This is a genomic window from Streptomyces sp. NBC_01689 (assembly GCF_036250675.1).
Lineage (GTDB): Bacteria > Actinomycetota > Actinomycetes > Streptomycetales > Streptomycetaceae > Streptomyces.
This window is the reverse complement of sequence record NZ_CP109592.1, coordinates 6,164,746-6,190,786: the sequence shown is the minus strand read 5'-3', so window position 1 is coordinate 6,190,786 and position 26,041 is coordinate 6,164,746. Positions and strand designations below refer to the sequence as shown.

At 71.4% G+C, this 26,041-nt stretch carries 22 protein-coding genes and 1 tRNA gene; 17 read left to right on the top strand and 6 right to left on the bottom strand.

Features of this window, described 5'->3' with window-relative positions; translation table 11 throughout:
* The first annotated feature begins 1 nt into the window (after window position 1).
* The 9 genes from OG776_RS26410 to OG776_RS26370 all read left to right on the top strand — a co-directional run bounded on the left by OG776_RS26410 (window position 2) and on the right by OG776_RS26370 (window position 11,513).
* Window positions 2-1,930, top strand: coding sequence for an acetyl-CoA carboxylase biotin carboxylase subunit (locus OG776_RS26410; protein ID WP_329322633.1), 1,929 nt, complete (start codon window positions 2-4; stop codon window positions 1,928-1,930).
* Entirely contained in the window at window positions 1,927-2,892 is a 966-nt protein-coding gene (locus OG776_RS26405) for a hydroxymethylglutaryl-CoA lyase (RefSeq protein WP_148008524.1), read from the top strand. The genes OG776_RS26410 and OG776_RS26405 overlap by 4 nt, the downstream gene beginning before the upstream one ends.
* Window positions 2,893-2,903: 11 nt before the next feature.
* Window positions 2,904-4,064 (top strand): acyl-CoA dehydrogenase family protein, encoded by a 1,161-nt coding sequence (locus OG776_RS26400; protein ID WP_148009397.1) that lies wholly within the window; start codon window positions 2,904-2,906, stop codon window positions 4,062-4,064.
* 272 nt (window positions 4,065-4,336) lie between these two features.
* Window positions 4,337-5,392: an ABC transporter substrate-binding protein gene (locus tag OG776_RS26395; protein WP_329322632.1), complete on the top strand. Its 1,056-nt coding sequence runs from the start codon at window positions 4,337-4,339 to the stop codon at window positions 5,390-5,392.
* A 40-nt stretch (window positions 5,393-5,432) separates the two neighbouring features.
* Window positions 5,433-6,287, top strand: coding sequence for a siderophore-interacting protein (locus OG776_RS26390; RefSeq protein WP_148008526.1), 855 nt, complete (start codon window positions 5,433-5,435; stop codon window positions 6,285-6,287).
* Between the two features lie 193 nt (window positions 6,288-6,480).
* A complete protein-coding gene (gene desA / locus OG776_RS26385; protein ID WP_148008527.1) occupies window positions 6,481-7,923 on the top strand; it encodes a lysine decarboxylase DesA in 1,443 nt (480 codons plus the stop codon).
* Window positions 7,907-9,199, top strand: a complete 1,293-nt coding sequence (locus tag OG776_RS26380; protein ID WP_261994470.1) for a lysine N(6)-hydroxylase/L-ornithine N(5)-oxygenase family protein — start codon at window positions 7,907-7,909, stop codon at window positions 9,197-9,199. Before desA ends, OG776_RS26380 begins: the two co-directional genes overlap by 17 nt.
* Complete coding sequence (locus tag OG776_RS26375) at window positions 9,196-9,744, top strand: GNAT family N-acetyltransferase (protein ID WP_148008529.1); 549 nt, start codon at window positions 9,196-9,198, stop codon at window positions 9,742-9,744. Before OG776_RS26380 ends, OG776_RS26375 begins: the two co-directional genes overlap by 4 nt.
* Complete coding sequence (locus OG776_RS26370) at window positions 9,741-11,513, top strand: IucA/IucC family protein (RefSeq protein ID WP_329322631.1); 1,773 nt, start codon at window positions 9,741-9,743, stop codon at window positions 11,511-11,513. Before OG776_RS26375 ends, OG776_RS26370 begins: the two co-directional genes overlap by 4 nt.
* Window positions 11,514-11,570: 57 nt before the next feature.
* On the opposite strand, the gene OG776_RS26365 is transcribed toward OG776_RS26370, so the two are convergent.
* Window positions 11,571-13,091, bottom strand: a complete 1,521-nt coding sequence (locus OG776_RS26365) for a beta-N-acetylhexosaminidase (RefSeq protein ID WP_443077378.1) — start codon at window positions 13,089-13,091, stop codon at window positions 11,571-11,573.
* A gap of 170 nt (window positions 13,092-13,261) precedes the next feature.
* Between OG776_RS26365 and OG776_RS26360 the strand changes: the two genes are divergently transcribed.
* Entirely contained in the window at window positions 13,262-14,137 is an 876-nt protein-coding gene (locus OG776_RS26360; RefSeq protein ID WP_148008531.1) for a DUF4429 domain-containing protein, read from the top strand.
* Window positions 14,138-14,198: 61 nt separating this feature from the next.
* Here the strand turns inward: OG776_RS26360 and OG776_RS26355 are convergent, their stop codons facing one another.
* Window positions 14,199-15,764: a purple acid phosphatase family protein gene (locus OG776_RS26355; RefSeq protein WP_329322629.1), complete on the bottom strand. Its 1,566-nt coding sequence runs from the start codon at window positions 15,762-15,764 to the stop codon at window positions 14,199-14,201.
* 164 nt (window positions 15,765-15,928) lie between these two features.
* On the opposite strand from OG776_RS26355, the gene OG776_RS26350 reads away from it, so the two are divergent.
* Window positions 15,929-16,186 carry a hypothetical protein gene (locus OG776_RS26350; RefSeq protein WP_148008533.1) on the top strand — a complete coding sequence of 86 codons (258 nt, stop codon included), beginning with the start codon at window positions 15,929-15,931 and terminating at the stop codon, window positions 16,184-16,186.
* A gap of 13 nt (window positions 16,187-16,199) precedes the next feature.
* Window positions 16,200-18,017: a glutamine--fructose-6-phosphate transaminase (isomerizing) gene (gene glmS / locus OG776_RS26345; RefSeq protein ID WP_148008534.1), complete on the top strand. Its 1,818-nt coding sequence runs from the start codon at window positions 16,200-16,202 to the stop codon at window positions 18,015-18,017.
* 113 nt (window positions 18,018-18,130) lie between these two features.
* On the opposite strand, the gene OG776_RS26340 is transcribed toward glmS, so the two are convergent.
* Both OG776_RS26340 and OG776_RS26335 read right to left on the bottom strand, forming a co-directional pair.
* Window positions 18,131-18,700: a GPR1/FUN34/YaaH family transporter gene (locus OG776_RS26340; RefSeq protein ID WP_148008535.1), complete on the bottom strand. Its 570-nt coding sequence runs from the start codon at window positions 18,698-18,700 to the stop codon at window positions 18,131-18,133.
* 211 nt (window positions 18,701-18,911) lie between these two features.
* Complete coding sequence (locus OG776_RS26335; RefSeq protein ID WP_054232865.1) at window positions 18,912-19,439, bottom strand: universal stress protein; 528 nt, start codon at window positions 19,437-19,439, stop codon at window positions 18,912-18,914.
* Between the two features lie 344 nt (window positions 19,440-19,783).
* On the opposite strand from OG776_RS26335, the gene OG776_RS26330 reads away from it, so the two are divergent.
* The 5 genes from OG776_RS26330 (at window position 19,784) to OG776_RS26310 (ending at window position 23,775) form a co-directional block, all read left to right on the top strand.
* Entirely contained in the window at window positions 19,784-20,425 is a 642-nt protein-coding gene (locus OG776_RS26330) for a hypothetical protein (RefSeq protein WP_329322628.1), read from the top strand.
* A 378-nt stretch (window positions 20,426-20,803) separates the two neighbouring features.
* Window positions 20,804-22,045, top strand: a complete 1,242-nt coding sequence (locus OG776_RS26325; protein ID WP_148008537.1) for a helix-turn-helix domain-containing protein — start codon at window positions 20,804-20,806, stop codon at window positions 22,043-22,045.
* A 211-nt stretch (window positions 22,046-22,256) separates the two neighbouring features.
* A complete protein-coding gene (gene orn / locus OG776_RS26320; RefSeq protein ID WP_148008538.1) occupies window positions 22,257-22,859 on the top strand; it encodes an oligoribonuclease in 603 nt (200 codons plus the stop codon).
* 106 nt (window positions 22,860-22,965) lie between these two features.
* Window positions 22,966-23,038 (top strand) — tRNA-His (locus OG776_RS26315).
* A 143-nt stretch (window positions 23,039-23,181) separates the two neighbouring features.
* Window positions 23,182-23,775 (top strand): GNAT family N-acetyltransferase, encoded by a 594-nt coding sequence (locus OG776_RS26310; RefSeq protein WP_329322627.1) that lies wholly within the window; start codon window positions 23,182-23,184, stop codon window positions 23,773-23,775.
* 50 nt (window positions 23,776-23,825) lie between these two features.
* Here the strand turns inward: OG776_RS26310 and OG776_RS26305 are convergent, their stop codons facing one another.
* Both OG776_RS26305 and OG776_RS26300 read right to left on the bottom strand, forming a co-directional pair.
* A complete protein-coding gene (locus OG776_RS26305; RefSeq protein ID WP_148008539.1) occupies window positions 23,826-24,656 on the bottom strand; it encodes a serine/threonine protein kinase in 831 nt (276 codons plus the stop codon).
* 188 nt (window positions 24,657-24,844) lie between these two features.
* Window positions 24,845-25,900, bottom strand: a complete 1,056-nt coding sequence (locus OG776_RS26300) for a LacI family DNA-binding transcriptional regulator (protein ID WP_148008540.1) — start codon at window positions 25,898-25,900, stop codon at window positions 24,845-24,847.
* Between the last annotated feature and the right edge of the window lie 141 nt (window positions 25,901-26,041).

Genomic DNA, 26,041 nt, shown 5'->3' with positions numbered 1-26,041 from the left:
CATGTTCGACACCGTTCTTGTGGCCAACCGCGGCGAGATCGCCGTCCGGGTCATCCGCACCCTGCGGTCCCTGGGCGTCCGCTCGGTCGCCGTCTTCTCCGACGCGGACGCCGACGCCCGGCACGTGCGCGAGGCGGACACCGCGGTGCGGATCGGCCCGGCGCCGGCCGCCGAGAGCTATCTGTCGGTGCCCGCCCTGCTGGAGGCCGCGGCGCGCACCGGCGCCCAGGCCGTGCACCCGGGGTACGGCTTCCTCGCGGAGAACGCCTCGTTCGCGCGCGCCTGCGCCGGGGCCGGCCTCGTCTTCATCGGCCCGCCCGCCGACGCGATCGCGCTCATGGGCGACAAGATCCGCGCCAAGGAGACGGTCCGCGCGGCGGGCGTCCCGGTCGTCCCGGGCTCGTCCGGCAGCGGCCTGACCGACGCCCAGCTGGCCGAGGCGGCACGGGAGATCGGCACGCCGGTCCTCCTCAAGCCGAGCGCGGGCGGCGGCGGCAAGGGCATGCGGCTGGTGCGGGACGCCGCCGCCCTGGCCGACGAGATCGCCGCGGCCCGGCGCGAGGCCCGCGCCTCCTTCGGCGACGACACCCTCCTCGTCGAGCGCTGGGTGGACCGCCCCCGCCACATCGAGATCCAGGTCCTGGCCGACGGTCACGGGAACGTGGTGCACCTGGGCGAGCGCGAGTGCTCCCTGCAGCGCCGCCACCAGAAGATCATCGAGGAGGCGCCCAGCGTGTTCCTCGACGCCGGGACCCGGGCCGCCATGGGCGAGGCCGCGGTCCAGGCGGCCCGCTCCTGCGGGTACGAGGGCGCGGGCACCGTCGAATTCATCGTCCCCGGTTCCGACCCGTCCTCGTACTACTTCATGGAGATGAACACCCGCCTCCAGGTGGAGCACCCGGTCACCGAACTGGTCACGGGGCTCGACCTGGTGGAGTGGCAGCTCCGGGTCGCCGCGGGCGAACGGCTGCCGTACGCGCAGGAGGACATCACCCTCACCGGGCACGCGGTCGAGGCGCGCGTCTGCGCGGAGGACCCCTCCCGCGGCTTCCTGCCGTCCGGCGGCACCGTGCTCCGCCTGCGCGAGCCGCAGGGCGACGGGGTCCGCACCGACTCCGGGCTGAGCGAGGGCACGGAGGTGGGCAGCCTCTACGACCCGATGCTGTCCAAGGTCGTCGCGTACGGCCCGGACCGCGCCACCGCGCTGCGCAAGCTGCGCGCCGCCCTCGCGGAGACGGTCACGCTCGGCGTCCAGACCAACGCGGGGTTCCTGCGCCGGCTGCTGGCCCATCCGGCGGTGGTGGCGGGCGAGCTGGACACCGGTCTGGTGGAGCGGGAGGCCGACGGGCTGGTCCCCGCCGGTGTGCCGGAGGAGGTCTACGAGGCGGCGGCGGCCGTGCGGCTCGACGCGCTGAAGCCCCGGGGCGCGGGCTGGAGCGACCCCTTCTCGGTGCCGAGCGGCTGGCGGCTGGGCGGCACTCCCGCCCCCGTGGGCTTCCACCTGCGGGTGCAGGACCCCGTGGAGCACGTCCCGCGCGGCGCCCACACGGTCACCCCCGACCGGGTCTCCGTGACCCTCGACGGGGTACGCCACACCTTCGACCGGGCCGGCGACTGGCTCGGGCGCGACGGCGACGCCTGGCAGGTCCGCGACCACGACCCGGTGGCCGCGTCCCTCACCGGCGCGGCGCACGCGGGCGCCGACTCCCTGACCGCGCCCATGCCCGGCACGGTGACCGTCGTCAAGGTCGCGGTCGGGGACGAGGTGACCGCGGGGCAGAGCCTGCTGGTGGTCGAGGCGATGAAGATGGAGCACGTCATCTCCGCCCCGCACGCGGGGACCGTCGGCGAACTGGACGTCACCCCGGGCACGACGGTCGCCATGGACCAGATCCTGGCCGTGATCATCCCGTTCGAGGAGACGACATGAGCACTCCGGAACTCGGCCTCCCGATGGTCGTACCGGCCCCGGACCTGCCCGCGCGGGTACGGATCCACGAGGTCGGCGCGCGCGACGGACTGCAGAACGAGAAGACGACCGTGCCGACCGAGGTCAAGGCCGAGTTCATCCGGCGCCTCGCCGACGCGGGACTGACCACCATCGAGGCCACCAGCTTCGTCCACCCCAAGTGGGTGCCCCAACTGGCGGACTCCGAGGCCCTGTTCCCCCTGGTGAGCGATCTCGGCGGCACCGACGGCGGACCGGGGGTGCGGCTGCCGGTCCTCGTCCCGAACGAACGCGGCCTGGACCGGGCCCTCGCCCTCGGCGCCCGCGATGTCGCCGTCTTCGCCAGTGCCACCGAGTCCTTCGCCAAGGCCAACCTCAACCGGACCGTGGACGAGTCGCTGGCCATGTTCGAGCCGGTGGTGTCCCGGGCCAGGGCGGACCGGGCCCGCGTCCGCGGCTATGTCTCGATGTGCTTCGGCGACCCGTGGGAGGGCGCCGTCCCCGTCCACCAGGTCGTCCGCGTGTGCAGGGCCCTGCTGGACATGGGCTGCGACGAGCTGAGCCTCGGCGACACGATCGGCGTGGCGACCCCGGGCCACGTCCAGAACCTGCTGGCCGAGCTCAACGAGGAGGGCGTGCCGACCAACGTGCTCGGCGTGCACTTCCACGACACCTACGGCCAGGCCCTCGCCAACACCCTGGCGAGCCTGCAGCACGGGGTGACGACCGTCGACGCGTCCGCGGGCGGTCTCGGCGGCTGCCCGTACGCGAAGTCCGCGACCGGCAACCTCGCCACCGAGGACCTCGTGTGGATGCTCCAGGGCCTCGGTGTCGACACCGGGGTCGACCTCGGCCGCCTCACCGCCACCAGCGTGTGGATGGCCGGACAACTGGGCCGACCCAGCCCGTCCCGCACCGTCAAAGCCCTCTCCCACCAGGAGTGAATCCCATGTCCCTGGACCACCGCCTCTCCCCCGAACTCGAGGAACTGCGCCGGACCGTCGAGGAGTTCGCCCACGACGTCGTCGCGCCGAAGATCGGTGACTTCTACGAGCGGCACGAGTTCCCGTACGAGATCGTGCGGGAGATGGGCCGCATGGGCCTGTTCGGCCTGCCCTTCCCCGAGGAGTACGGCGGCATGGGCGGCGACTACCTCGCCCTCGGCATCGCCCTGGAGGAACTCGCGCGCGTGGACTCCTCGGTGGCCATCACCCTGGAGGCCGGCGTCTCGCTCGGCGCGATGCCCCTCCACCTCTTCGGCACCGACGCGCAGAAGGCCGAGTGGCTCCCCCGCCTCTGCTCCGGCGAGATCCTCGGCGCCTTCGGACTGACCGAGCCGGACGGCGGCTCGGACGCCGGCGCGACCCGGACGACGGCCCGGCTCGACCCGGAGACCGACGAGTGGGTGATCAACGGCAGCAAGTGCTTCATCACCAACTCGGGCACGGACATCACGGGCCTGGTGACGGTCACGGCGGTCACCGGCCGCAAGCCCGACGGCAAGCCGCTGATCTCCGCGATCATCGTCCCTTCCGGCACCCCCGGCTTCACGGTCGCCGCGCCCTACTCGAAGGTCGGCTGGAACGCCTCGGACACCCGTGAGCTGTCCTTCGCCGACGTCCGTGTCCCGGCCGCGAACCTGCTGGGCGAGGAGGGCCGCGGGTACGCGCAGTTCCTGCGCATCCTGGACGAGGGCCGCGTCGCCATCTCGGCGCTGGCGACGGGACTGGCCCAGGGCTGCGTGGACGAGTCCGTGAAGTACGCCAAGGAGCGGCACGCGTTCGGCCGGAACATCGGCGCCTACCAGGCCATCCAGTTCAAGATCGCGGACATGGAGACGAAGGCCCACATGGCCCGTGTCGGCTGGCGCGACGCCGCCTCCCGGCTGGTCGCGGGCGAGCCCTTCAAGAAGGAGGCGGCGATCGCCAAGCTCTACTCCTCCACCGTCGCCGTCGACAACGCCCGGGACGCCACCCAGATCCACGGCGGCTACGGCTTCATGAACGAGTACCCGGTGGCCCGGATGTGGCGCGACTCCAAGATCCTGGAGATCGGCGAGGGCACGAGCGAGGTGCAGCGGATGCTGATCGCGCGGGAGTTGGGGCTCACCGGCTGAGCCGGCGCACCCACCGGACGGCGGGGGCCGGCATCGGCCTCCGCCCGGCACCGGCCTCCGCCCCGACCGGCACGGACCGGCCCCGCGCGGACGGCACCGCGGGGCTCGCCGGGCCACCGGCGTGCGCGGGACCACCGGCGCCAGGGGCCCACGGAAGCGGGTGGGCGCCCGTGCGGGGGCACCCCGGCCCTGGACAAGCACTGAGGTTAGGCTAACCTACCTTCGAACTTGTCCCGCGGGCGCTCCGCCCCGTGCCGAAAGCAGCCACTCTCATGCCCAACGCCCGTGCCACCCACCTCTCCCGCCGCGGCATCCTCGCCGCCGGCGGCGCCCTCGGCCTCGGTGCCGTCCTCGCCGCCTGTGGCGACGACGACGCGAAAAGCGGTGGCTCGGACTCGACGACGGCCGCCGACGCCCGGTCCAAGTCCGGCCCCTGGACGTTCAAGGACGACCGCGGCACCACCGTCAAACTCGACAAGGCGCCGGCGAACATCGTGGCCTTCACGGGTGTCGCCGCCGCGCTCCACGACTACGGCATCGAGGTCAAGGGCGTCTTCGGCCCGACCACGACCAAGGACGGCAAGGCCGATGTCCAGGCAGGCGACATGGACGTCAGCAAGCTGACCGTGCTGGGCAACGAGTGGGGGCAGTTCAACATCGAGAAGTACGCGGCCCTCGCGCCGGACGTGCTGATCTCCACGATGTTCGACGCCGCGGGCACCCTCTGGTACGTCCCCGAGGAGTCCAAGGACAAGATCCTCAAGCTCGCTCCGAGCGTCGGCGTCTCCGTCTACGACCGCCAGATGCCGCAGTCCCTGGAGCGCATGTACGCGCTGGCCGAGTCGCTCGGCGCGGACATGAAGTCCGCCACGACAGTGGCGGCGAAGAAGAAGTTCGAGGCGGCCGCCGAGCGGCTGCGCAAGGCCGCCAAGGCCCGCCCGGAGATCAAGGTCCTGGCCGGCTCCGCGAGCCAGGACATCTTCTACGTCTCCGGCTCCAACCTCTCCATCGACCTGGAGTACTTCAAGGCGCTCGGCGTGAACATCGTCGAGCCCTCCGCCAAGGCCCTGAAGGCCAGCGGTGGCTGGTTCGAGAACCTGAGCTGGGAGAACGTCGACAAGTACCCGGCCGACATCATCATCATGGACGACCGCACCGCGACCATCCAGCCGGCCGACATCACCGAGGCCACCTGGAAGAAGCTGCCCGCCGTCAAGGCCGGCCAGGTCATCGCCCGGACGCCCGAGGCGATCCTGTCGTACGACAAGTGCACCCCGATCATCGAGCGTCTCGCCGAGGCCATCGAGAAGGCCAGGAAGGTCGCCTGACACCCCGCCACGAGACCCTGACCCCTTCTCAGGAGCACCGATGACGACGGCCGTGGCCGCCCCGTTCCGTTTCTTCTCCCTCCAGGTCGTACGGACGGAGCGGCTCGGCCCGTCGCTGGTCCGGGTCTCCTTCGCGGGCCCCGACCTGGAGGCGTTCGCCTCCGACGGCATGGACCAGAGCCTCTCGCTCTTCCTTCCGCACCCCGGCCAGGCCGAGCCGGCCGTCCCCTTCGAAAGGGGCGACGGGTGGTGGGAGGGCTGGCGCGAACTCCCCGAGGACGTGCGGGCGGTGATGCGCTCGTACACGCTGCGGGCGCTGCGCCGCGACGCGCGGGGCCGTACCACCGGGATCGACATCGACTTCGTGCTGCACGGGGTCGAGCCCGGCGCCGAGGTCCCGGCCGGTCCGGCGTCCCGGTGGGCCTCCCGGGCGGCGGCGGGTGACCGCGTCGTCCTGCTCGGCCCGGCCGTCGCGGACAACCGGGCGATCCGCTTCCGGCCGCCGGCCGACGCCGACCTGATCGTGCTGTGGGCGGACGAGACCGCGCTGCCGGCCGCGTCCGCCGTGCTGGAGTCGCTGCCGGCCGGCACCCGGGTCCGGGCCTGGCTGGAGGTCCAGCACGGCGAGGACGTCCAGGACCTGTCCTTCGCCGCCGACGCGGAGATCACCTGGCTCGTGCGCGACAGCGGCTCCCCCCTGGCCGTCGACGCGGTACGGGCCGCCCGGATGCCGTCCGCCGAGCGGCCGTACGCCTGGATCGCGGGCGAGTCCGGGTGCGTCAAGGAGATGCGCCGTCACCTCGTGCGCGAGCGCGGGATCGACCGCAGGCGGGTCACCTTCGTGGGCTACTGGCGGCGCGGACTGACGGAGGAACAGCTGCGCGAGGAGGAGTAGCGGCGCACACCGGTGACCGGGCGTCAAACAGAGGCGTACGTCACTACGGGGACCCGAGGGACGAGGTCGCGTGATCGATTTAGGTTAGGCTAACCTAAGTTGAAGCACGCGACCTCGTCCCTTTCTCTCGTCCGAGCCGTCCCTCTGCCACCCCGCCCGGACGCTCCCTCTTCCCCGCACGGAGGACCCCCACATGCGCTCGCACCTGCTCAATGACACGACCGCGGAGCGGTACCGCCGCTCCGTGACCGAAGGAATCGAGCGGGTGGCGGCCAAACTCGCCACCACCGACCGTCCGTTCACGGGTGTCTCCGTCGACGCCCTCGCACCCCGCATCGACCGGATCGACCTGGACCGCCCGCTGCACGACACGAGCGCGGTCCTGGACGAACTGGAGGAGGTCTACCTCCGGGACGCCGTCTACTTCCACCACCCGCGCTATCTGGCCCACCTCAACTGCCCGGTCGTCATCCCGGCCGTGCTCGGCGAGGCCGTGCTCTCCGCCGTCAACTCCTCCCTGGACACCTGGGACCAGTCGGCCGGCGGCACGCTCATCGAGCGCAGGCTCATCGACTGGACCAACGGGCGCATCGGCCTCGGGCCCGCCGCGGACGGCGTGTTCACCAGCGGCGGCAGCCAGTCCAACCTGCAGGCCCTGCTGCTCGCCCGGGAGGAGGCCAAGACCGACGACCTCGCCCGGCTGCGTGTCTTCGCCTCCGAAGCCGGCCACTTCAGCGTCAAGAAGTCCGCGAAACTCCTCGGCCTCGGCGCCGACTCCGTCGTGACGATCCCCGTCGACCACGACAAGCGCCTGCAGACGCTCGCGCTCGCCCGCGAACTGGAGCGCTGCCGTGCCGAGGGCCTGGTCCCGATGGCCGTCGTCGCGACCGCGGGCACCACCGACTTCGGCTCCATCGACCCGCTGCCCGGGATCGCCGAACTGTGCGCCCGGTACGGGACCTGGATGCACGTCGACGCGGCCTACGGCTGCGGACTGCTCACCTCCCTGAAGAACCGGGACCGCATCGACGGCATCGAGCGGGCCGACTCCGTCACCGTCGACTACCACAAGTCCTTCTTCCAGCCGGTGAGTTCGTCCGCCGTGCTGGTGCGCGACGGCGCGACGCTGCGCCACGCCACGTACCACGCGGAGTACCTGAACCCGCGTCGCACGGTTGAGGAGCGCATCCCCAACCAGGTCGACAAGTCCCTGCAGACCACCCGCCGCTTCGACGCGCTCAAGCTGTGGATGACGCTGCGGGTGATGGGCGCCGACGGCATCGGTGAACTCTTCGACGAGGTCTGCGACCTGGCGCGGGAGGGCTGGCGGCTGCTGGCCGCCGACCCGCGCTTCGACGTGGTGGTGGAGCCCTCGCTGTCCACCCTGGTCTTCCGGTTCGTCCCGGCCGCCGTGACCGGCCCGGCCGAGATCGACCGCGCCAACCTGTACGCCCGCAAGGCACTGTTCGCCTCCGGTGACGCCGTCGTGGCGGGCACCAAGGTCGGCGGACGCCACTACCTGAAGTTCACCCTGCTCAACCCCGAGACGACGGCCGACGACATCGCCGCCGTCCTCGATCTGATCGCCGGCCATGCCGAGCAGTACCTGGGAGACTCCCTTGACCGCGCTTCCTGAATCCGTCGAAGGCACCGAGAAGACATACGACTTCGTAGGGATCGGTCTCGGCCCCTTCAACCTCGGCCTCGCCTGCCTGACCGAGCCGATCGCCGAACTGGACGGCGTCTTCCTGGAGTCCAAGCCGGACTTCGAGTGGCACTCCGGGATGTTCCTGGAGGGCGCGCACCTGCAGACCCCCTTCATGTCCGACCTGGTGACCCTCGCCGACCCGACCTCCCCGTTCTCCTTCCTCAACTACCTGAAGGAATCGGGCCGTCTGTACGCGTTCTACATCCGGGAGAACTTCTACCCGCTGCGGGTCGAGTACGACGACTACTGCCGCTGGGCCGCGTCGAAACTCTCCAGCGTCCGCTTCTCCACCACGGTCGCCGAGGTCACGTACGAGGAGTCGGCCGGGGTCTACGCCGTACGGACCGGGGCCGGTGACACCTACCGCGCCCGCCACCTGGTCCTGGGCACCGGCACGCCGCCGTACCTCCCCGAGGCCTGCGCTGACCTCGGCGGCGACTTCATCCACAACTCCCGCTACCTGACGCACAAGAAGGAGCTGCAGACCAAGGAGTCGATCACGCTGGTCGGCAGCGGGCAGTCCGCCGCCGAGATCTTCTACGACCTGCTCAGCGAGATCGACGTCCACGGCTACCGGCTGAACTGGGTCACGCGCTCGCCCCGTTTCTTCCCGCTCGAATACACCAAGCTCACCCTGGAGATGACCTCCCCGGAGTACATCGACTACTTCCACGCACTGCCCGAGCAGACCCGCTACCGCCTGCAGACGGAGCAGAAGGGCCTCTTCAAGGGCATCGACGGCGAGCTGATCGACGCGATCTTCGACCTGCTGTACCAGAAGAACCTCGGCGGTCCCGTCCCCGCCCGTCTGCTCACCAACTCGTCCCTGAACAGCGTGCGGCACGACGAGGGCGGCTACACCCTCGGCCTGCGCCAGGAGGAGCAGGGCAAGGACTACGAGCTGAGCTCCGAGGGCCTGATCCTCGCGACCGGCTACAAGTACGTCGAGCCCGCCTTCCTGGCGCCGGTCCGCGACCGGCTGCGCTACGACGGCCACGGCAACTTCGACGTGGCCCGCAACTACGCCGTCGACACCACAGGGCGGGGTGTCTTCCTGCAGAACGCCGGCGTGCACACCCACAGCATCACCAGCCCCGACCTGGGCATGGGCGCCTACCGCAACGCGTCCATCATCCGTGAGCTGCTCGGCACCGAGTACTACCCGGTCGAGAAGTCGATCGCGTTCCAGGAGTTCGCCGTATGAGCCGCACCGGCATAGGTGTCCTCACCGTCCGCCCGCTCGACCCCGTCCAGGACTCCGGGCTGCTGCACGGCTGGGTGACGCACCCCAAGTCGGCGTTCTGGATGATGCAGGGCGCGAAACTGCACGACGTGGAGCGCGAGTACATGGCCGTCGCGGCCGCGGAGCACCACCACGCCCACCTCGGGCTGCACGACGGCGAGCCCGTGTTCCTGATGGAGAGCTACGACCCGCGCCACGTCGAACTCGTCGGCCTCTACGAGCCCGAGCCCGGCGACGTCGGCATGCACTTCCTGGTCGCGCCGACCGACACACCCGTGCACGGTTTCACCCGGGCCGTGATCACCACGGTGATGAGGCACCTGTTCGCCGACCCGGCGACCCGGCGCGTCGTCGTGGAGCCCGACGTGCGCAACACGGCCGTGCACGCGCTCAACGAGGCCGTCGGCTTCGTGGCCGAGCGGGAGATCCAGAAGCCCGAGAAGCGCGCGCTGCTGAGCTTCTGCACCCGGGAGCGGTTCGAGGCAGCCGTAGGAGCAGCCGTATGACCCTGTCCGACGCCGTGTCCCACCTCTCCCCCGAACGCTGGGAGCGCGCCAACCGCCTGCTGCTGCGCAAGGCGTTCGCCGAGTTCGCGCACGAGCGGCTGATCACACCCGAGCCCGTCGGGGAGGGCCGTTACACCGTCCACAGCGACGACGGCCTGACCCGTTACGGGTTCACCGCGACCGTCCGCCGTCTCGACCACTGGCAGATCGACGCCGACTCGCTCACCCGTCATCGTGACGGGACCGAACTCCCGCTCGCCGCAATGGACTTCTTCATCGAGCTGAGGAAGTCGCTCGGCCTGAGCGACGAGGTCCTGCCGGTCTACCTGGAGGAGATCTCCTCCACCCTCTCGGGCACCTGCTTCAAGCTCACGAAACCGCAGGTCACCTCCGCCGAGCTCGCCGGGGCGGGGTTCCAGGCGATCGAGACGGGCATGACCGAGGGCCACCCCTGCTTCGTCGCCAACAACGGACGGCTCGGCTTCGGCGTCCACGAGTACCTCTCCTACGCGCCCGAGACCGCGAGTCCGGTCCGGCTGGTGTGGCTGGCCGCCCACCGCTCCCGTGCCGCGTTCACCGCGGGGGTGGGCATCTCGTACGAGACCTTCCTGCGCGAGGAGCTCGGCGAGCCGGCGCTGACACGGTTCGCCGCCACCCTCACCGGCCAGGGGCTCGACCCGGAGGACTACCTCCTGATCCCCGTCCACCCCTGGCAGTGGTGGAACAAGCTCTCGGTGACCTTCGCGGCCGAGGTCGCCCGGCGTCACCTGGTCTGCCTGGGCGAGGGGGACGACGAGTATCTGGCCCAGCAGTCGATCCGGACGTTCTTCAACACGTCCCGTCCTGGGAAGCACTATGTGAAGACCGCGCTGTCGGTCCTCAACATGGGGTTCATGCGCGGGCTCTCGGCCGCGTACATGGAGGCGACCCCGGCGATCAACGACTGGCTGGCCCAGCTCGTCGAGAGCGACCCGGTGCTCAGGTCCACCGGCCTGTCGATCATCCGCGAACGGGCCGCGGTCGGCTACCGGCACCTGGAGTACGAGGCCGCCACCGACCGCTACTCCCCGTACCGCAAGATGCTCGCCGCCCTCTGGCGGGAGAGCCCCGTGGCCTGCCTCCAGGAGGGCGAGACCCTGGCGACGATGGCCTCCCTGGTCCATGTCGACCACGAGGGCGCCTCCTTCGCGGGCGCGCTCGTCGAGCGGTCGGGGCTGACCCCGGTGGAGTGGCTGCGCGGCTATCTGCGCGCCTACCTCACCCCCTTGCTGCACAGCTTCTACGCCTACGACCTCGTCTACATGCCGCACGGCGAGAACGTCATCCTGGTCCTCAAGGACGGTGTCGTGCAGCGCGCGGTCTTCAAGGACATCGCGGAGGAGATCGCCGTCATGGACCCGCAGGCGGTACTGCCGCCGGCGGTCGAGCGCATCCGTGTGGAGGTCCCCGAGGACCAGAAGCTCCTGTCGATCTTCACCGACGTCTTCGACTGCTTCTTCCGCTTCCTGGCGGCGAACCTCGCGGCCGACGGCGTCCTGGAGGAGGACGTCTTCTGGCGGACCGTCGCCGAGTCGGTGCGCGCCTACCAGGACGCGACGCCCGAACTCGCCGAGCGGTTCGCGCAGTACGACCTGTTCGCGCCCGAGTTCGCGCTGTCCTGCCTCAACCGGCTGCAGCTGCGGGACAACCGTCAGATGGTCGACCTGACCGATCCGTCCGCCGCCCTGCAGCTGGTCGGCACGCTGAGGAACCCGATCGCGGGCCTCTGAACCGGGTGGGGCCCGGGGGACGGTCCCCCCGGGCCCCACCTCCGTCCCGGACCGGATTCAGACGCCGGGCCAGGGAACCTGGGGCGACCGGTAGTAGCCGATGCCCAGCGCGTCCCAGCGCGGTGCCTGGGCCGCGAGCCGCACCTTGTAGGTGTCCCAGTCGTGCGTCGAGGTGGGCGACCAGCCGAGTTCCGCCACTCCGGGCAGCCGCGGGAAGGCCATGTGGTCGATGTCGGCCCCGGTGACGAGGGTCTCCGACCACAGCGGCGCCTCGACGCCCCGGACCGCCGACGCGGGCACGCCGGGCAGGTAGGCGCCGGGGTCCCAGTCGTAGGAGCGCTTCACCTCGACCAGGCCCGCCCAGTCCTGCCCGAGCGGGGTGTCCTCGGTGTACTTCATGTCGAGGTAGACCCGGTCGGCCGGTGACAGCACCAGTCCCGTCCCGTTCCGGGCGGCCCGCGCGACCTGCTCCTTCTCGGCGGCGCTCGTGTCGTCGAGCCCCCAGTACTGCGCGAGCGCGCCCTTCGCCGGGGTGGCGCCGGTCAGCTGGTGCCAGCCGATCACCTTCTTGCCGTACTTGGCGACGAGCGGCTGCACCTTGTTCATGAAGGTCACGTAGTCGGCGTGGCTGGTGGAGTGGGCCTCGTCCCCGCCGATGTGGAGGTACGGGCCGGGCGTGAGCGCGGCCAGCTCGCGGATCACGTCGTCCACGAAGTCGTAGGTCACGGCCTTGCCCACGCACAGTGAGCTGAAGCCGACCTCGGTGCCGGTGTAGAGCGGCGGCGCGGTCCCGTCGCAGTTCAGCCGGGCGTACGAGGCGAGCGCCGCGTTGGTGTGCCCCGGCATGTCGATCTCCGGGACGACGTCCAGGTGGCGTTCGGCGGCGTAGCGGACGATCTCCCGGTACTGGGCCTTGGTGTAGTAGCCCCCGGGGCCGCCGTCGACCTGGGTGGAGCCGCCGTAGGTGGCGAGCCGCGGCCAGGAGTCGAGGGCGATGCGCCAGCCCTGGTCGTCGCTCAGGTGCAGATGCAGCTTGTTGATCTTGTACAGGGCCAGTTCGTCGATGTACCGCTCGACCTGGGCGACGGTGAAGAAGTGCCGGGAGACGTCCAGCATCGCGCCGCGGTAGGCGTAGCGCGGGGTGTCCACGATGGTGCCGCCCGCGACGAGCCAGGGGCCCGGCTGCACGGAGTCCTTCTCGACGGCGGCCGGGAGGAGCTGGCGCAGGGTCTGCACACCGTGGAACAGACCGGCGGGCCCGCCCGCGCTGATGGTGATGCCGCTTCGGCCGCTGACCAGGCGGTATCCCTCGTCACCCAGGCCCCGGTCGCCGAGCCGCAGCCGGATGCCGCCGGTGCCGCGGTCGGTGACCGGCAGCCGGTAGCCGGTGGAGGGCCGCAGGACGCCGGCCAGGTACGCGCCGACCTTCCGGACCTCGCGCGAGTCGTCCACCCGGATACGGGTGTCCGGGGTGATGCCGTACGGCGATCCGCCGGCGTCGACCGAGGCGGGCGCCGGGACGACCCGGCCCAGCGGGACGGCCGTCCGGCCGGACGCGGAGGGTGCCGCGCCGACCATGGAGATGCCTGCGGCCGCCACGAGCAGCAGCGTTCCGAGAAGGCGGGGCGTTCTGTGCTGTCTCACATGCGCTCCCTTCAGATCCCACGAGCTGACATGAGCCCCGTGCGTCCCTGGGCTCCGATGGGTATAGACCACTCTGCCGCAGAGCCGGTGAAACAATCACCCCCATGGCGGAAATCATCCAGAAGGACGGGACCTGGATCTTCGACGGCGACGCGCTGCGGCTGACCCCCGGCCGCGACCGGAACGTGAGTGTGCTCCGCAAGGCCTTGGGTGAACTAACCGTCCCGCTAGGGGCGTTGGCGGGTATATCCCTGGAACAGGGCAAGCGCAGCGGGCGGTTGCGCCTTCGGCTGCGGGACGGCGCCGACCCGTTGCTGCAGGCCACCGGCGGCAGGCTCGCCGAGCCCAACGACCCCTACCAGCTGGCGGTCGAGTCGGAGCGCTACGGCGTCGCCGAGTACCTCGTGGACGAGGTCCGGAGCGCGCTGCTCCTGGACCAGGTGCCGGCCGGCCCCGTCGACGGCTATCTGCTCCCCGGTCCCGCCGTACCGCTCTCCGCCTCCGCGGGCGACGGCACGGCGAGCTTCGACGGGGAGCAGGTGCGTCTGGAGTGGAACTGGAAGACCGAGGAGGCGAAGGCGGCGGCGGGAACCCGCTGCCTGGCGCTCCGGGACATCACGGGTGTCGAGTGGCACCCCGCGGTCGGCCTGGAGAACGGCTGTCTGCGCTTCACCGTGCGCGGCGCCGGGACCAAGGCTCCGCCGAAGTACGACCCGCACTCGGTGGAACTGTGGGGCTTCAAGAAGGATCCGCTGATGGCGCTGGTCGCGGCGGCGGTGCAGGCGCGGCTCGGCCATCCGGCGGCGCTTCCCGCGGCGTCGCCGGCGAAGGACGTCCCGTCGGTGCCGCACCCCGCCGCCGAGGCCGACCACGACGCCCTGCTGCGGCGTCTGCGCGAGCTGGGCGACCTGCACCGGTCCGGGGTCCTGACGGACGACGAGTTCACGCTGGCCAAGCAGGCGGTCCTCAGGCGCATGTGAGCGCCGGCGAGGACCGCCTGCGACGGGTACGCCCGGGGTCGCGGGCGTACGGGGGTGTGGCCTACTTGGCCCGGCGGGCCACCGTGAAGTGGTCGACCTCGGCGCCGGTCTCGGCGATGCCGCGGACCTTCAGCGTGGTCAGACGGCCCTTGGAGGCGGGGGTGACGTCCACGCGCAGGAACGAGTAGTTGAGGTAGCGCACGCGCGACCAGGCGACCGTCTCGTTCAGCTTGCCGTCCTTCAGGTTGACGAAGGAGGCGACCGAGTCGACCTCGTTCTCGTGGCCCTCGTACGACTCCGCCGCGCTGAACGCGTACAGGCTGCGTCCGGCCGCGCCGGCCGTCACGTACACGACACCGTCGGTCTCCGGGTACGCCGTGCCGCCGATCGGCAGCTTCTTGGTGACCTTGTCGCCCTTGATGACGTCCGTGCGCTCGTACTGGTGGTTGTGGCCGTTGATCACCAGGTCGACCGTGTACTTCTCGAACAGCGGCACCCACTCCTGTCGCACGCCCCCCTCCGAGGCGTGCGCCGTGGAGGTGCAGTAGGCGCAGTGGTGGAAGAAGATCACGATGAAGTCGACGTCCTTGGACGCCCGGAACTTCTTGAGCCGCCCCTCCAGCCACTTGGTCTGGGTGCCGCCGGAGATGCCGAGGTTGGCCGGGATCTCGAACGAGATGTCGTTGGCGTCCAGCGAGATGACCGCCGTGTTGCCGTAGACGAAGGAGTAGACGCCGGGCAGGTTCTTCTTGTCGGGCCCGTTGTCCGGAAGCGTCCAGCGGGCCTCCTCGCCGCCGTAGCCGTTGGGGGAGTACCAGGCCTCCATGTCGTGGTTGCCGTAGGCCGGCATCCAGGGCACCTGCTTGGCGACCGTCTCGGTCTGGGCGAGGAACTGGTCCCAGATGCGCGAGTCGAAGCCGGCGTCCTCCGTCTTGCCCGCACCGGCCGGGTCCGCGTACGCGATGTCGCCGGCGTGCAGGTGGAAGGCCGGGTTCTGGCCGAGCAGCAGGGCGTCGTTGGCGAGGCCGTGGTAGCCGACGCCCTCGTCGCCGAAGGCCGTGAAGGTGAACGGCTCGGCGCGGTCGGGCGCGGTGGTGAAGGTGCCGAGGGTGCCCAGCAGGTGGGGCGCGGCCGGGTCGAAGCCCGCGTGGCCGACGCCGTAGTAGTACGTCCGGCCGGGGCGCAGATGGGTGAGCTTGGCGTGCAGGTAGTACTGCGTGTGGTCGCCGCTCACTCCGACGCCGGCCGGGGTGTACAGCGTGCGGACCTCGGCCTCGATCTTGCGGGAGAGGTCCCAGGGGTGGGCGCCGATGCGGATGTAGGGCTTCGACACCGCGGTCGGGACCTGCCAGGAGACCGTGATCTCCGTGCGCGGGTCGTTGCCGAAGGCGAGGTGGCGGCCGAAGGGGGCGACGAGGGCACCGTCGACCTTCTCGGCGGACGACGCGGCGGCCCGCGTCGGGACCGCGGCCTGCGCGACGGCGCCCGGTACGAAGGCACCGCCGGCGACGGCGCCGAGGGTCACGGCTCCGCCTCTGATCATGTTGCGCCGCGAGAACTTGGCGCGGAGATACTCGTGCTGCTCGGCCATGCTCATGCGCTCGGCGAGCTTCTCCGGTACGCCCATGCGTGGAGTGTCCATGGGCTCAGAAGTTGCTCCCGGCAATCGACGCGGCGCAAGACGGCGCATGGACAGTTCGCAAACAGCGACCCATAAGAGATTCAACAGTCGCTTGCCCGATATCGGGCAGGATTCTTGCGAATCGACTCCTTGTACTCCAGGATCATCGGGTGCACGACGAACTTGCGGATCATCTGACGCGCTCCACGCCCCTGAACCGGGGCGAGGCGCTGCGGGTCATCCAGGACGTGCTCGCCTACTTCGACGAGCCGACCGAGGAGTACGTCCGCCGCCGCCACCGCGAGCTCCAGGCCCAGGGCTGGGTCAACACGGCGATCTTCGAACGGATCGAGGCGGACCTGAAGTACCGAGCGGTCGCGCCGCCGGAGCTCACGCTCAGGCAGCTGCGCCGCATTGTCTACGGCTGAGGAATACGTATATATGTGTGGAATCGTCGGATACATCGGCAGGCGTGACGTGGCTCCGCTGCTGCTCGAAGGGCTGCAGCGGCTGGAGTACCGCGGCTACGACTCGGCGGGCATCGTCGTCACCACGCCGAAGGCGGCCGGCCTGAAGATGGTCAAGGCCAAGGGCCGGGTCCGCGACCTGGAGGCCAAGGTTCCCGCGCGCTTCAAGGGCACCACCGGCATCGCCCACACCCGCTGGGCCACCCACGGCGCGCCCTCCGACGTCAACGCGCACCCGCACATGTCGGCCGACAACAAGGTCGCCATCGTCCACAACGGCATCATCGACAACGCCTCCGACCTGCGGAAGAAGCTCGAGGCCGACGGCGTCGAGTTCCTCTCCGAGACCGACACCGAGGTCCTCACCCACCTCATCGCCCGCTCCCAGGCCGAGACCCTGGAGGAGAAGGTCCGCCAGGCGCTGCGCGTGATCGAGGGCACCTACGGCATCGCCGTGATGCACGCCGACTTCCCCGACCGCATCGTGGTGGCCCGCAACGGCTCCCCGGTCGTCCTCGGCATCGGTGAGAAGGAGATGTTCGTCGCCTCGGACATCGCCGCCCTGGTCACCCACACCCGGCAGATAGTGACGCTGGACGACGGCGAGATGGCCACCCTCAAGGCCGACGACTTCCGCACGTACACCACCGAGGGCACCCGGACCACGGCCGAGCCGACCACCGTGGAGTGGGAGGCCGCCTCGTACGACATGGGCGGCCACGACACGTACATGCACAAGGAGATCCACGAGCAGGCCGACGCCGTGGACCGCGTGCTGCGCGGCCGTATCGACGACCGCTTCTCCACCGTGCACCTCGGCGGTCTGAACCTGGACGCCCGCGAGGCGCGTCAGATCCGCCGTGTGAAGATCCTCGGCTGCGGCACCTCGTACCACGCGGGCATGATCGGCGCGCAGATGATCGAGGAGCTGGCCCGTATCCCCGCGGACGCCGAGCCGGCCTCCGAGTTCCGCTACCGCAACGCCGTGGTCGACCCCGACACGCTGTACGTCGCGGTCTCCCAGTCCGGTGAGACGTACGACGTACTGGCCGCCGTCCAGGAGCTGAAGCGCAAGGGCGCGCGGGTCCTGGGCGTCGTCAACGTCGTGGGCTCGGCGATCGCGCGCGAGGCGGACGGCGGGATGTACGTCCACGCGGGCCCCGAGGTCTGCGTCGTGTCGACGAAGTGCTTCACCAACACCACCGTCGCCTTCGCGCTGCTCGCCCTGCACCTCGGCCGGACCCGGGACCTGTCGGTCCGGGACGGCAAGCGGATCATCGAGGGCCTGCGCCGCCTGCCCGGGCAGATCTCCGAGATCCTGAAGCAGGAGGACGAGATCAAGAAGCTGGCGGAGCAGTACGCCGAGGCGCGCTCGATGCTCTTCATCGGCCGGGTCCGCGGCTACCCGGTGGCCCGCGAGGCCTCGCTGAAGCTCAAGGAGGTCTCGTACATCCACGCCGAGGCCTACCCCGCCTCCGAGCTCAAGCACGGCCCGCTGGCGCTCATCGAGCCCGCGCTGCCGACGGTAGCGATCGTCCCCGACGACGACCTGCTGGAGAAGAACCGCGCCGCCCTGGAGGAGATCAAGGCCCGCAGCGGCAAGATCCTCGCGGTCGCGCACCAGGAGCAGGAGAAGGCCGACCAGACGATCGTCGTCCCGAAGAACGAGGACGAGCTGGACCCGATCCTGCTGGGCATCCCGCTGCAGCTCCTCGCCTACCACACGGCGCTGGCGCTGGGCCGGGACATCGACAAGCCGCGGAACCTCGCGAAGTCGGTGACGGTCGAGTAGTCCGCCCGGTCACGGCCGCCTGGACATGAACGGCCCCCTGTGCGTGCCACCTTCGCACAGGGGGCCGTTCCTTCCGGGGCCGGAGCCGCCTGTCACCCCGGCCCGCGCCGGGCTCAGCCGGTGGCCGTCACCCCCCGGCCGGCGGCGCGTCCGGGAAGCGCGGTGGGCCAGTGGGCGAGCGCCGCGGTGGCCGCGTACCAGGCCAGCAGACCGCCGGCCGCGGCGAACCAGCCGCCCGCCCTGGCGAGCGCGGCGCTGTCCCCGAACTGGCTGACCGCCAGCAGGAGAAGCGCCACGAACAGCAGCGCGTACGTCCCCCGGGCGAGCAGCGGGGCGCCGCTCGCGCCGGCCGTCAGGCTGAGCGCGACGAGTGCGAACAGGAGCAGGAAGAGGCCGGTGGCGTTGGCCGACATCCGCCCGTCGGCGGTGACGCTCCAGGTGAACCAGAACGCGCCGAGCGCCGTGAACGCCGTACCGGTGAAGGCGTCGCGGTCACGGAAGGCAACCAGGCCCGCGACGAAGAGCGCGATCCCGCCGACGTAGGTGGCGAGGGGGACGGAGTCGGCCTGCGTCACTCCGTCGATCACCCGGGTGTTCCCGAGGCCGAACAGCAACAGGGTCAGTCCGAGGGCGAGTTGGCCGAGAGTCGAGGTGGTGCTTCCCGAGGGGACGTCATTGTCCACGGCGGGCTCCCTTCATGCGGGTGCAGTCGTGCTGCGAGAGACCGGCCGAGGGATGGGGCCGGTGACCGGTATGTACCCTTCACAAAGGCACAATCCACCTCGCCACCGACACGGATTCACCCTTTTCCGGGCGCGGACGGGCGGGAGTTGACGATTCACCGGGGAGACGGAGCCGTCACCCCGCCCAGGCGGGCGGCATGTTGACGGCCGGTCAGGGAATGACGATCACCGGACGCTGGGCGCGCTTGGCCAACCGCCCCGCCACCGAGCCGAAGATGCGGCCGACGATGCCGTGCGTGGAGCCGACGACGATCGCGTCCGCCTCGTACTCGCGCCCCACCTCTTCGAGTTCGTGGCAGATGTCCCCGCCGCGCTCGACCAGGATCCAGGGCACCTCGGCCAGGTACTCGGCGCAGGCGAGCTCGAGTCCGAGCACCTCGGTGCGATGGTCGGGCACGTCGACGAAGACCGGTGGTTCACAGCCCGCCCACACCGTGGTGGGCAGCCGGTTCGCGACATGCACGATGATCAGGCCCGAGCCGGAGCGATGGGCCATCCCGATCGCGTACGCGAGGGCACGTTCACTGGACGTCGAACCGTCGAAACCGACGACGACGCCGTGCTTGAAGGCTGGATCGCAGGACTGGCGGGGTTCTTCCGCCGCCAGGGGCTCGGCCGCCGTGGGATCGGCGAGCGGGCGCTTGCGGTCCGCGGGATCGAAGAATTCGTGACCGGCCATGGGTATCTCGGCGTTTGGATCCTCGTGGTGGGGACGACAACGATCGGCAGAGCTGTGTCCGGGAATCATCTTCCCAACCCCATACCCCCAAGGGTACGGCGGCACTCCTCCTCTGCCCAGATACCGCGCACGCTGTGCGGCGTTCTCCGGAGCATGCATGAGAGGCGCCCTCAGCGCAATGGTCGCTGCCCCGTACAGGCTGTTTGCACAGGGTTCACCGGGGATGCACCACCGCGGGAGCGGACACCGGCGGCCGGGCAGTGACCGGCCGGTCGAACACGCGTTGAACAGGTGAGCCACCGCCATGGAGAGCAATGGAGTACCAGGGAACCAGGGAGCAGACCGTGCCCGGACCAGAGACCGCGTCCCGCCCCTCCTCCGGCACGCGCCCCGAAGGGCCCCCCGCCCCGGACACGGCGAGCGAGGTGGCCCGCTGGGCGGCCTTCAGCTGTGTCCTCGTCCCGGTCGTCCTCGTCTGGTTCGGCACCTCGCTCGCCGGGGCGGCCGGCACGGCACTGGGACTGGCGGCCGTCACCGCGGCGTGCCTGGTACTGCTGCGCCAGTCCGAGAAGGGGGCCGCCCGGATGCGCGCCGAGGAGCGGCCCGGGCACCGCGCGCGGCACGGCAGAAGCGGACCGCGGGGACGCGGCCCCCGGGAACACGGGCCCCGGATGCGGCCCCGTCGGCGCCAGGACGGACGGGGCCGCGACGGGCAGGACCGGGACGCGCGGGACCCCGCCGCCCGGGATCTCGCCGCCGGTCCGCAGGCCCCGGACGGAGGGGGTCACGAGGGGGGAGACCGCCGGGGAGGAGATCGCGTCACCCGGGTTCCCGGGCCCGGCGCCGCCCCCGGGGTCGCGTCGGTGCCGGCTCCCGGAAGGCAGGATGTGGCCGACACGCACATCATGAGCGGCTTGCCGGGCAGGAGTGGCTCGGGGGCGCACAGGGGCGGACGCCGCGGTGCGGGAAAGAAGCCGGTCGACTGACCGGTTTCCGCGCACGCCCCCGCTTCTTTTCAGCCAACTTCGGCCTCCCGGGCATCCCTTGCGGTAAGGACCCCTCAACCCGCGTTCGACCTGCGCTTTAAGGCCCCCGGGGGGCTCATGCACCCTATGGGGATTGGCCACTGACACGAGGCGCACTTCCCTGCACGGCCCGTGAGTGCAACGCTTCGTGATCGAATGCTTCACGCCAAGTTGCCATGTCGACATTCTGCCGAGTGCCGAAGTGGTCACCTTGGCGTGACGGGACACAGTAGATTCGATCTTGACTGTCTTACGGCGGGGGACTCGTGCAGGACCGAGGGGAAACGTGCAGGAGCGACACAACCGAGGAGCCGCGACCACCGAGGGGGGCTTAGCAGTATGAGCCACGACTCCACTGCCGCGCCGGAAGCCGCGGCCCGGAAACTCTCCGGGCGACGCCGCAAGGAGATCGTCGCGGTGCTGCTGTTCAGCGGCGGCCCCATCTTCGAGAGTTCCATACCGCTGTCGGTGTTCGGGATTGACCGCCAGGACGCCGGCGTGCCGCGCTACCGACTTCTGGTGTGCGCCGGCGAGGACGGCCCGCTGCGGACCACAGGGGGCCTGGAACTCACCGCGCCGCATGGCCTGGAGGCGATCTCGCGCGCGGGCACCGTCGTGGTGCCCGCCTGGCGCTCGATCACCTCGCCGCCGCCGGAGGAAGCGCTCGACGCGCTGCGCCGGGCGCACGAGGAGGGGGCCCGCATAGTCGGACTGTGCACCGGTGCTTTCGTACTGGCCGCCGCCGGACTGCTGGACGGCCGTCCGGCGACGACCCACTGGATGTACGCGCCGACGCTCGCCAAGCGCTATCCGTCCGTGCACGTCGATCCGCGCGAGCTGTTCGTCGACGACGGTGACGTACTGACATCGGCGGGCACCGCGGCCGGAATCGATCTCTGTCTGCACATCGTGCGGACGGACCACGGCAACGAGGCGGCCGGCGCGCTGGCCCGTCGTCTGGTGGTCCCACCGCGCCGGAGCGGCGGACAGGAGCGCTACCTCGACCGGTCTTTACCGGAGGAGATCGGCGCCGACCCCCTCGCGGAGGTCGTCGCCTGGGCGCTGGAACACCTGCACGAGCAGTTCGACGTCGAGACGCTGGCGGCCCGCGCGTACATGAGCCGCCGCACGTTCGACCGCCGCTTCCGCTCGCTGACGGGCAGCGCGCCGCTGCAGTGGCTGATCACCCAGCGTGTGCTGCAGGCGCAGCGACTGCTGGAGACGTCCGACTACTCGGTCGACGAGGTCGCCGGACGCTGTGGCTTCCGCTCACCCGTCGCCCTGCGCGGGCACTTCCGGCGCCAGCTCGGCTCGTCCCCGGCCGCCTACCGGGCGGCGTACCGGGCACGTCGGCCGCAGTCCGAGCGGCCGTCGGAACCGGACGGTCCGCTGGGCTCGGCCGGGCAGCCGCCGGTCCTGAGCCAGGAGAGCCCGGTCCCGGCGCAGACCCGTCGTACGGCGGCGGCCGGCGCCCTGAGCGGGGCCTCGTCGCTGTCGACCGCGGCGGATCCGGGCAAGCCGGGCGCCGATCTGTACACGGCGGGCCGGCCGAGCCTGCCCGGGCAGCGCAGCGCGCCCTAGCGCTCCGGCGTTCGGGCGCCGCGGTGCCGTGACGTCGTCACCCCGCCCGGCCGCGCACGGCCCGGGGCCTTCGGGTCCCGGGCCGTCGCCGTATGCGGGCGGCCGGTGTCCGGGGGCCCGGCACCGGCCGCACCCGCGGGCCGCGCCTCGCTCCCGGCCGCCGCCGTCCCGGACCTGCCCGTGCGCCGGAGCGCGCCGTAGGGTTGGGGCCATGAACGATCGCATGGTGTGGATCGACTGCGAGATGACCGGGCTCTCGCTGTCGGAGGACGCACTCATCGAGGTGGCCGCGCTGGTCACCGACTCGGAGCTGAACGTGCTCGGCGAAGGGGTGGACATCGTGGTCCGCCCGCCGGACGCGGCCCTGGAGACGATGCCGGACGTGGTGCGCCAGATGCACACGGCCTCCGGCCTCCTCTCCGAACTCGCCGCGGGCACGACCCTGGCCGACGCCGAGGAACAGGTCCTGGCCTACGTGCGTGAGCACGTCAAGGAGCCGGGCAAGGCCCCGCTGTGCGGGAACTCGGTGGGCACGGACCGGGGTTTCCTGCTCCGCGACATGCCCACGCTGGAGGGCTATCTCCACTACCGCATCGTGGACGTCTCCTCCGTCAAGGAGCTGGCCCGCCGCTGGTACCCCCGGGCGTACTTCAACAGCCCGGAGAAGAACGGCAACCACCGCGCCCTCGCCGACATCCGCGAATCCATCGCCGAACTCCGCTACTACCGCGAGGCGATCTTCGTCCCGCAGCCCGGCCCCGACTCGGACACCGCCCGCACCATCGCGGCGAAGCACGTACTGCCCGTCGAATGACACGTGGCCGGGGTCTGCGAGGACCCCGGACAAAGTCGGGCGCGAGCACCCCTCCGGACCCTGTACACTTTTTCTCGGCCGGTCAGGGAAACCAAGACCGGTCGTGGTGGGTGTAGCTCAGCTGGTAGAGCACCTGGTTGTGGTCCAGGATGTCGCGGGTTCAAGTCCCGTCACTCACCCTGACAGACCGAGGCCCGGTCCGCACGAGCGGACCGGGCCTCGATCATGCACCGGCCCGGCGCGTCCGGTCCGGCAACACGGCGGGGCCCCGTGGTCCTCGTGCGCCCGCGGCGGAGTCAGGGACAGTCCCTAGGCTCACCACGTGCCCCTCCACACCGAGATCCTCCGCACCCCCCGCCTCGACCTGATCCCCCTGCGCGTCGAACACGCCGAGGAGATGGCCGCCGTACTGGCCGACCCGGAGCTGTACACCTTCACCGGGGGTGTGCCCGCCACCCCCGAGTCCCTGCGGTCACGCTACGCACGTCTGGTCGCGGGCTCCCCCGATCCCGCCGTCCTCTGGTGCAACTGGGTGCTGCGGCTGCGCGGGGCCGCGGCGGACGACGGCGGGGGCCTCCTGGTGGGGACCGTCCAGGCGACGGTCACCGTGCCGACCGCCGAGGTCGCCTGGGTGGTCGGCACCCGCCGACAGGGGCGCGGGTTCGCCCGGGAGGCCGCGCGGGAGCTGGTCCGCCGGCTCGGCGAGGAACCCGGTGTCCGTACGGTCGTCGCTCATGTCCACCCGGACCACCGGGCGTCCGCGGCCGTCGCCGCGGCGGCCGGCCTGTCCCCCACCGGCATCCTCCACGAGGGCGAGGTCCGGTGGCAGCGCGCGGTAGGGCCTCAGGACGTCCCCACCGCGCGCCCGGCGCCGGACCACCGGCCCGGGCACCCCGCGCCGGACCACCGCATCTGACACCCGGACGCCCGGCTCGGACATCCCGCCCGGACGCCCGGACGCCCGGATCAGGCGTCCGGCGAGGTGCCGGCCGCCCGCCACGCCTCGGCGAAACGGTGCACGTTCTCGAAGCGCTCCCCCGGATCGGTCCGGGTGGCACGGACGATGACCGCCTGCTGGGCCGCGCTGCCCCGCCAGGCGGCCTCCTCCGCGCCCTCGTCCAGCAGGAGCCGCGCGGCGCGGCCCAGCGTGAACACGGTCGTCCGGGTGTCGATCACGGCCCCGCGCACCCACTCCTCGGGGGCCATGAACCGCCGGGAGCCCGGCAGGCGTTCGTCCTCGACGACGAACGGACCCGGCCGGTACTCGTCGAGGTCGATCAGATGGGCGACGTCACGGTCGAAGTCGTACAGCAGCGCCCCGTCGTAGAAGTCGACGGCGACCTGGCCGGCCGCCTCCACCGCGAGGTGGGCGTCGAGGACCCGGTCGAAGGCGCGCAGGACCGCGTCGGCCGGCAGCGCGCGGAAGCGTGCCATCGCACCGGCCTGTTCCGTACGGTCCCGGTCGCCGCCCGCCTCGGCCGGATACAGCGCCTCTCCCTCCCGCCAGGGCATCACCACCGCCCAGCCGCCGTCCCGTACGGCGATGCGGTGCACCTGCGGGACGATCGCCCGGTGCTTCACCGACCGGTGGAAGGCCCAGCCGCGCTCCAGCGAGCGCCGGCCACGATCGGTGACCGCCTCCTTGAGGAACCACCGACCGCCGTCGAGCAGTCTCACCCCGTACGACACGCACCCCGAGTCCTGCTCGCGGAACGCCCGGAACACCTCGCCCACCCGGCCCAGATAGGGCTCCACGGCGGACACTTCATCGACTCCCAGCAGGGGATGGAGGACCATACCCGCCAGACTGCCCTACGGAACTGCTCCGGTGCGGCAACGGCGTCGACAGCGGCGGGGCGACTCGGCCGTCAGCGGTACGGAGCGGTCCACGCTCCGGCGGGACGGAGCGCGACGGCGGCAGTGGTCCCGACGGAGCCGTGCCGGCGTCCGGTCGGCGACGGGTGGCGAGTCGACGCCGGACGCCGTCAGGACGACGCGCGCGCCACCAGCTCGGTGGGCAGCACGACCTGACGCTTCTCCAGGTCCCGCGACACCGCCGGGCGCCGGTCCGCGATCTCCCCGAGCAGCAGGTCGATCATCGCCCGGCCCATCTCCACTATCGGCTGGCGCACGCTGGTCAGCGGCGGGTCCATGTGCCGGGCGATGGCCGAGTCGTCGTAGCCGACCAGGGCGACGTCGTCCGGTGTACGGCGGCCCGCCTCGCGCAGGACCTGGCGGGCGCCGGCCGCCATCACGTCCGAGCCCGCGAAGACGGCGTCCAGATCGGGGCAGCGTTCCAGCAGTTCGGTCATCGCCCGGCGCCCGCCCTCCTCCGTGAAGTCACCGGCGACGATGAGGGCGTCGTCGACCGGACGGCCCGCGGCGCGCAGACCCTCGCGGTAGCCGTCCACACGGCGCTGGGCGCCGAAGACGTCGAGGCGGCCCGCGAGGTGCACGATCCGGCGGCGCCCCCGGGCGACCAGGTGCTCGACGGCGAGGCGTCCTCCGCCGTAGTTGTCGGAGTCCACGGACGGCAGCGTCTCCTCCGCAGACCGCCGGCCGCTGATCACCGCCGGGATCTCCAGCTGGGAGAGGAGGTCCGGCAGCGGGTCGTCCGCGTGCACCGAGACCAGCAGGACCCCGTCCACGCGGTGCGCCGCCAGGTACTGGGCGAGGCGCTCCCGCTCCCGGTCGCTGCCCGCGAAGATCAGCAGGAGCTGCATCTCCGTGTCGGAGAGCTCCGCGCCGACCCCCCGGAGCATGTCCGAGAAGTACGGCTCCGCGAAGAACCGGGTCTCCGGCTCGGGGACGACCAGCGCGATCGCGTCCGTACGGTTGGCGGCGAGGGCACGGGCCGCCGTGTTCGGGACATAGCCGAGTTCCGCCACGGCCGCCTCGACCGCGGCGCGCGTCGCGTCGCTGACCCGCGGGGAACCGTTGATCACCCGGGAGACCGTGCCGCGGCCCACACCGGCGCGCGCGGCGACCTCCTCAAGGGTCGGCCGCCCGCCGCTCCGGCCCCGCACTCCGTGGCCTGCCATGGTCCGCCTCCCGTCGAAGCCGCGTCGCTGAGCGGCTGGCCTGGAATCTAACAGTCCCGTTCATGGACAGGGGCCCGGCCGCGGTGGCAACCTCGCCGAGGCTGCGGTGCCGGACCCGGCGACGCCGCCGCGGGCCCCGTG

Coding starts and splice junctions, on each gene's coding strand:
- OG776_RS26325 (WP_148008537.1), top strand. CDS start 20,804: ATGAGCCACGACTCCACTGCCGCGCCGGAAGCCGCGGCCCGGAAACTC.
- OG776_RS26335 (WP_054232865.1), bottom strand. CDS start 19,439: ATGGCCGGTCACGAATTCTTCGATCCCGCGGACCGCAAGCGCCCGCTC.
- OG776_RS26395 (WP_329322632.1), top strand. CDS start 4,337: ATGCCCAACGCCCGTGCCACCCACCTCTCCCGCCGCGGCATCCTCGCC.
- OG776_RS26390 (WP_148008526.1), top strand. CDS start 5,433: ATGACGACGGCCGTGGCCGCCCCGTTCCGTTTCTTCTCCCTCCAGGTC.
- OG776_RS26370 (WP_329322631.1), top strand. CDS start 9,741: ATGACCCTGTCCGACGCCGTGTCCCACCTCTCCCCCGAACGCTGGGAG.
- OG776_RS26355 (WP_329322629.1), bottom strand. CDS start 15,764: ATGGGCGTACCGGAGAAGCTCGCCGAGCGCATGAGCATGGCCGAGCAG.
- OG776_RS26360 (WP_148008531.1), top strand. CDS start 13,262: ATGGCGGAAATCATCCAGAAGGACGGGACCTGGATCTTCGACGGCGAC.
- OG776_RS26410 (WP_329322633.1), top strand. CDS start 2: ATGTTCGACACCGTTCTTGTGGCCAACCGCGGCGAGATCGCCGTCCGG.
- desA (WP_148008527.1), top strand. CDS start 6,481: ATGCGCTCGCACCTGCTCAATGACACGACCGCGGAGCGGTACCGCCGC.
- OG776_RS26365 (WP_443077378.1), bottom strand. CDS start 13,091: ATGGTCGGCGCGGCACCCTCCGCGTCCGGCCGGACGGCCGTCCCGCTG.
- orn (WP_148008538.1), top strand. CDS start 22,257: ATGAACGATCGCATGGTGTGGATCGACTGCGAGATGACCGGGCTCTCG.
- OG776_RS26305 (WP_148008539.1), bottom strand. CDS start 24,656: ATGGTCCTCCATCCCCTGCTGGGAGTCGATGAAGTGTCCGCCGTGGAG.
- OG776_RS26405 (WP_148008524.1), top strand. CDS start 1,927: ATGAGCACTCCGGAACTCGGCCTCCCGATGGTCGTACCGGCCCCGGAC.
- OG776_RS26375 (WP_148008529.1), top strand. CDS start 9,196: ATGAGCCGCACCGGCATAGGTGTCCTCACCGTCCGCCCGCTCGACCCC.
- glmS (WP_148008534.1), top strand. CDS start 16,200: ATGTGTGGAATCGTCGGATACATCGGCAGGCGTGACGTGGCTCCGCTG.
- OG776_RS26300 (WP_148008540.1), bottom strand. CDS start 25,900: ATGGCAGGCCACGGAGTGCGGGGCCGGAGCGGCGGGCGGCCGACCCTT.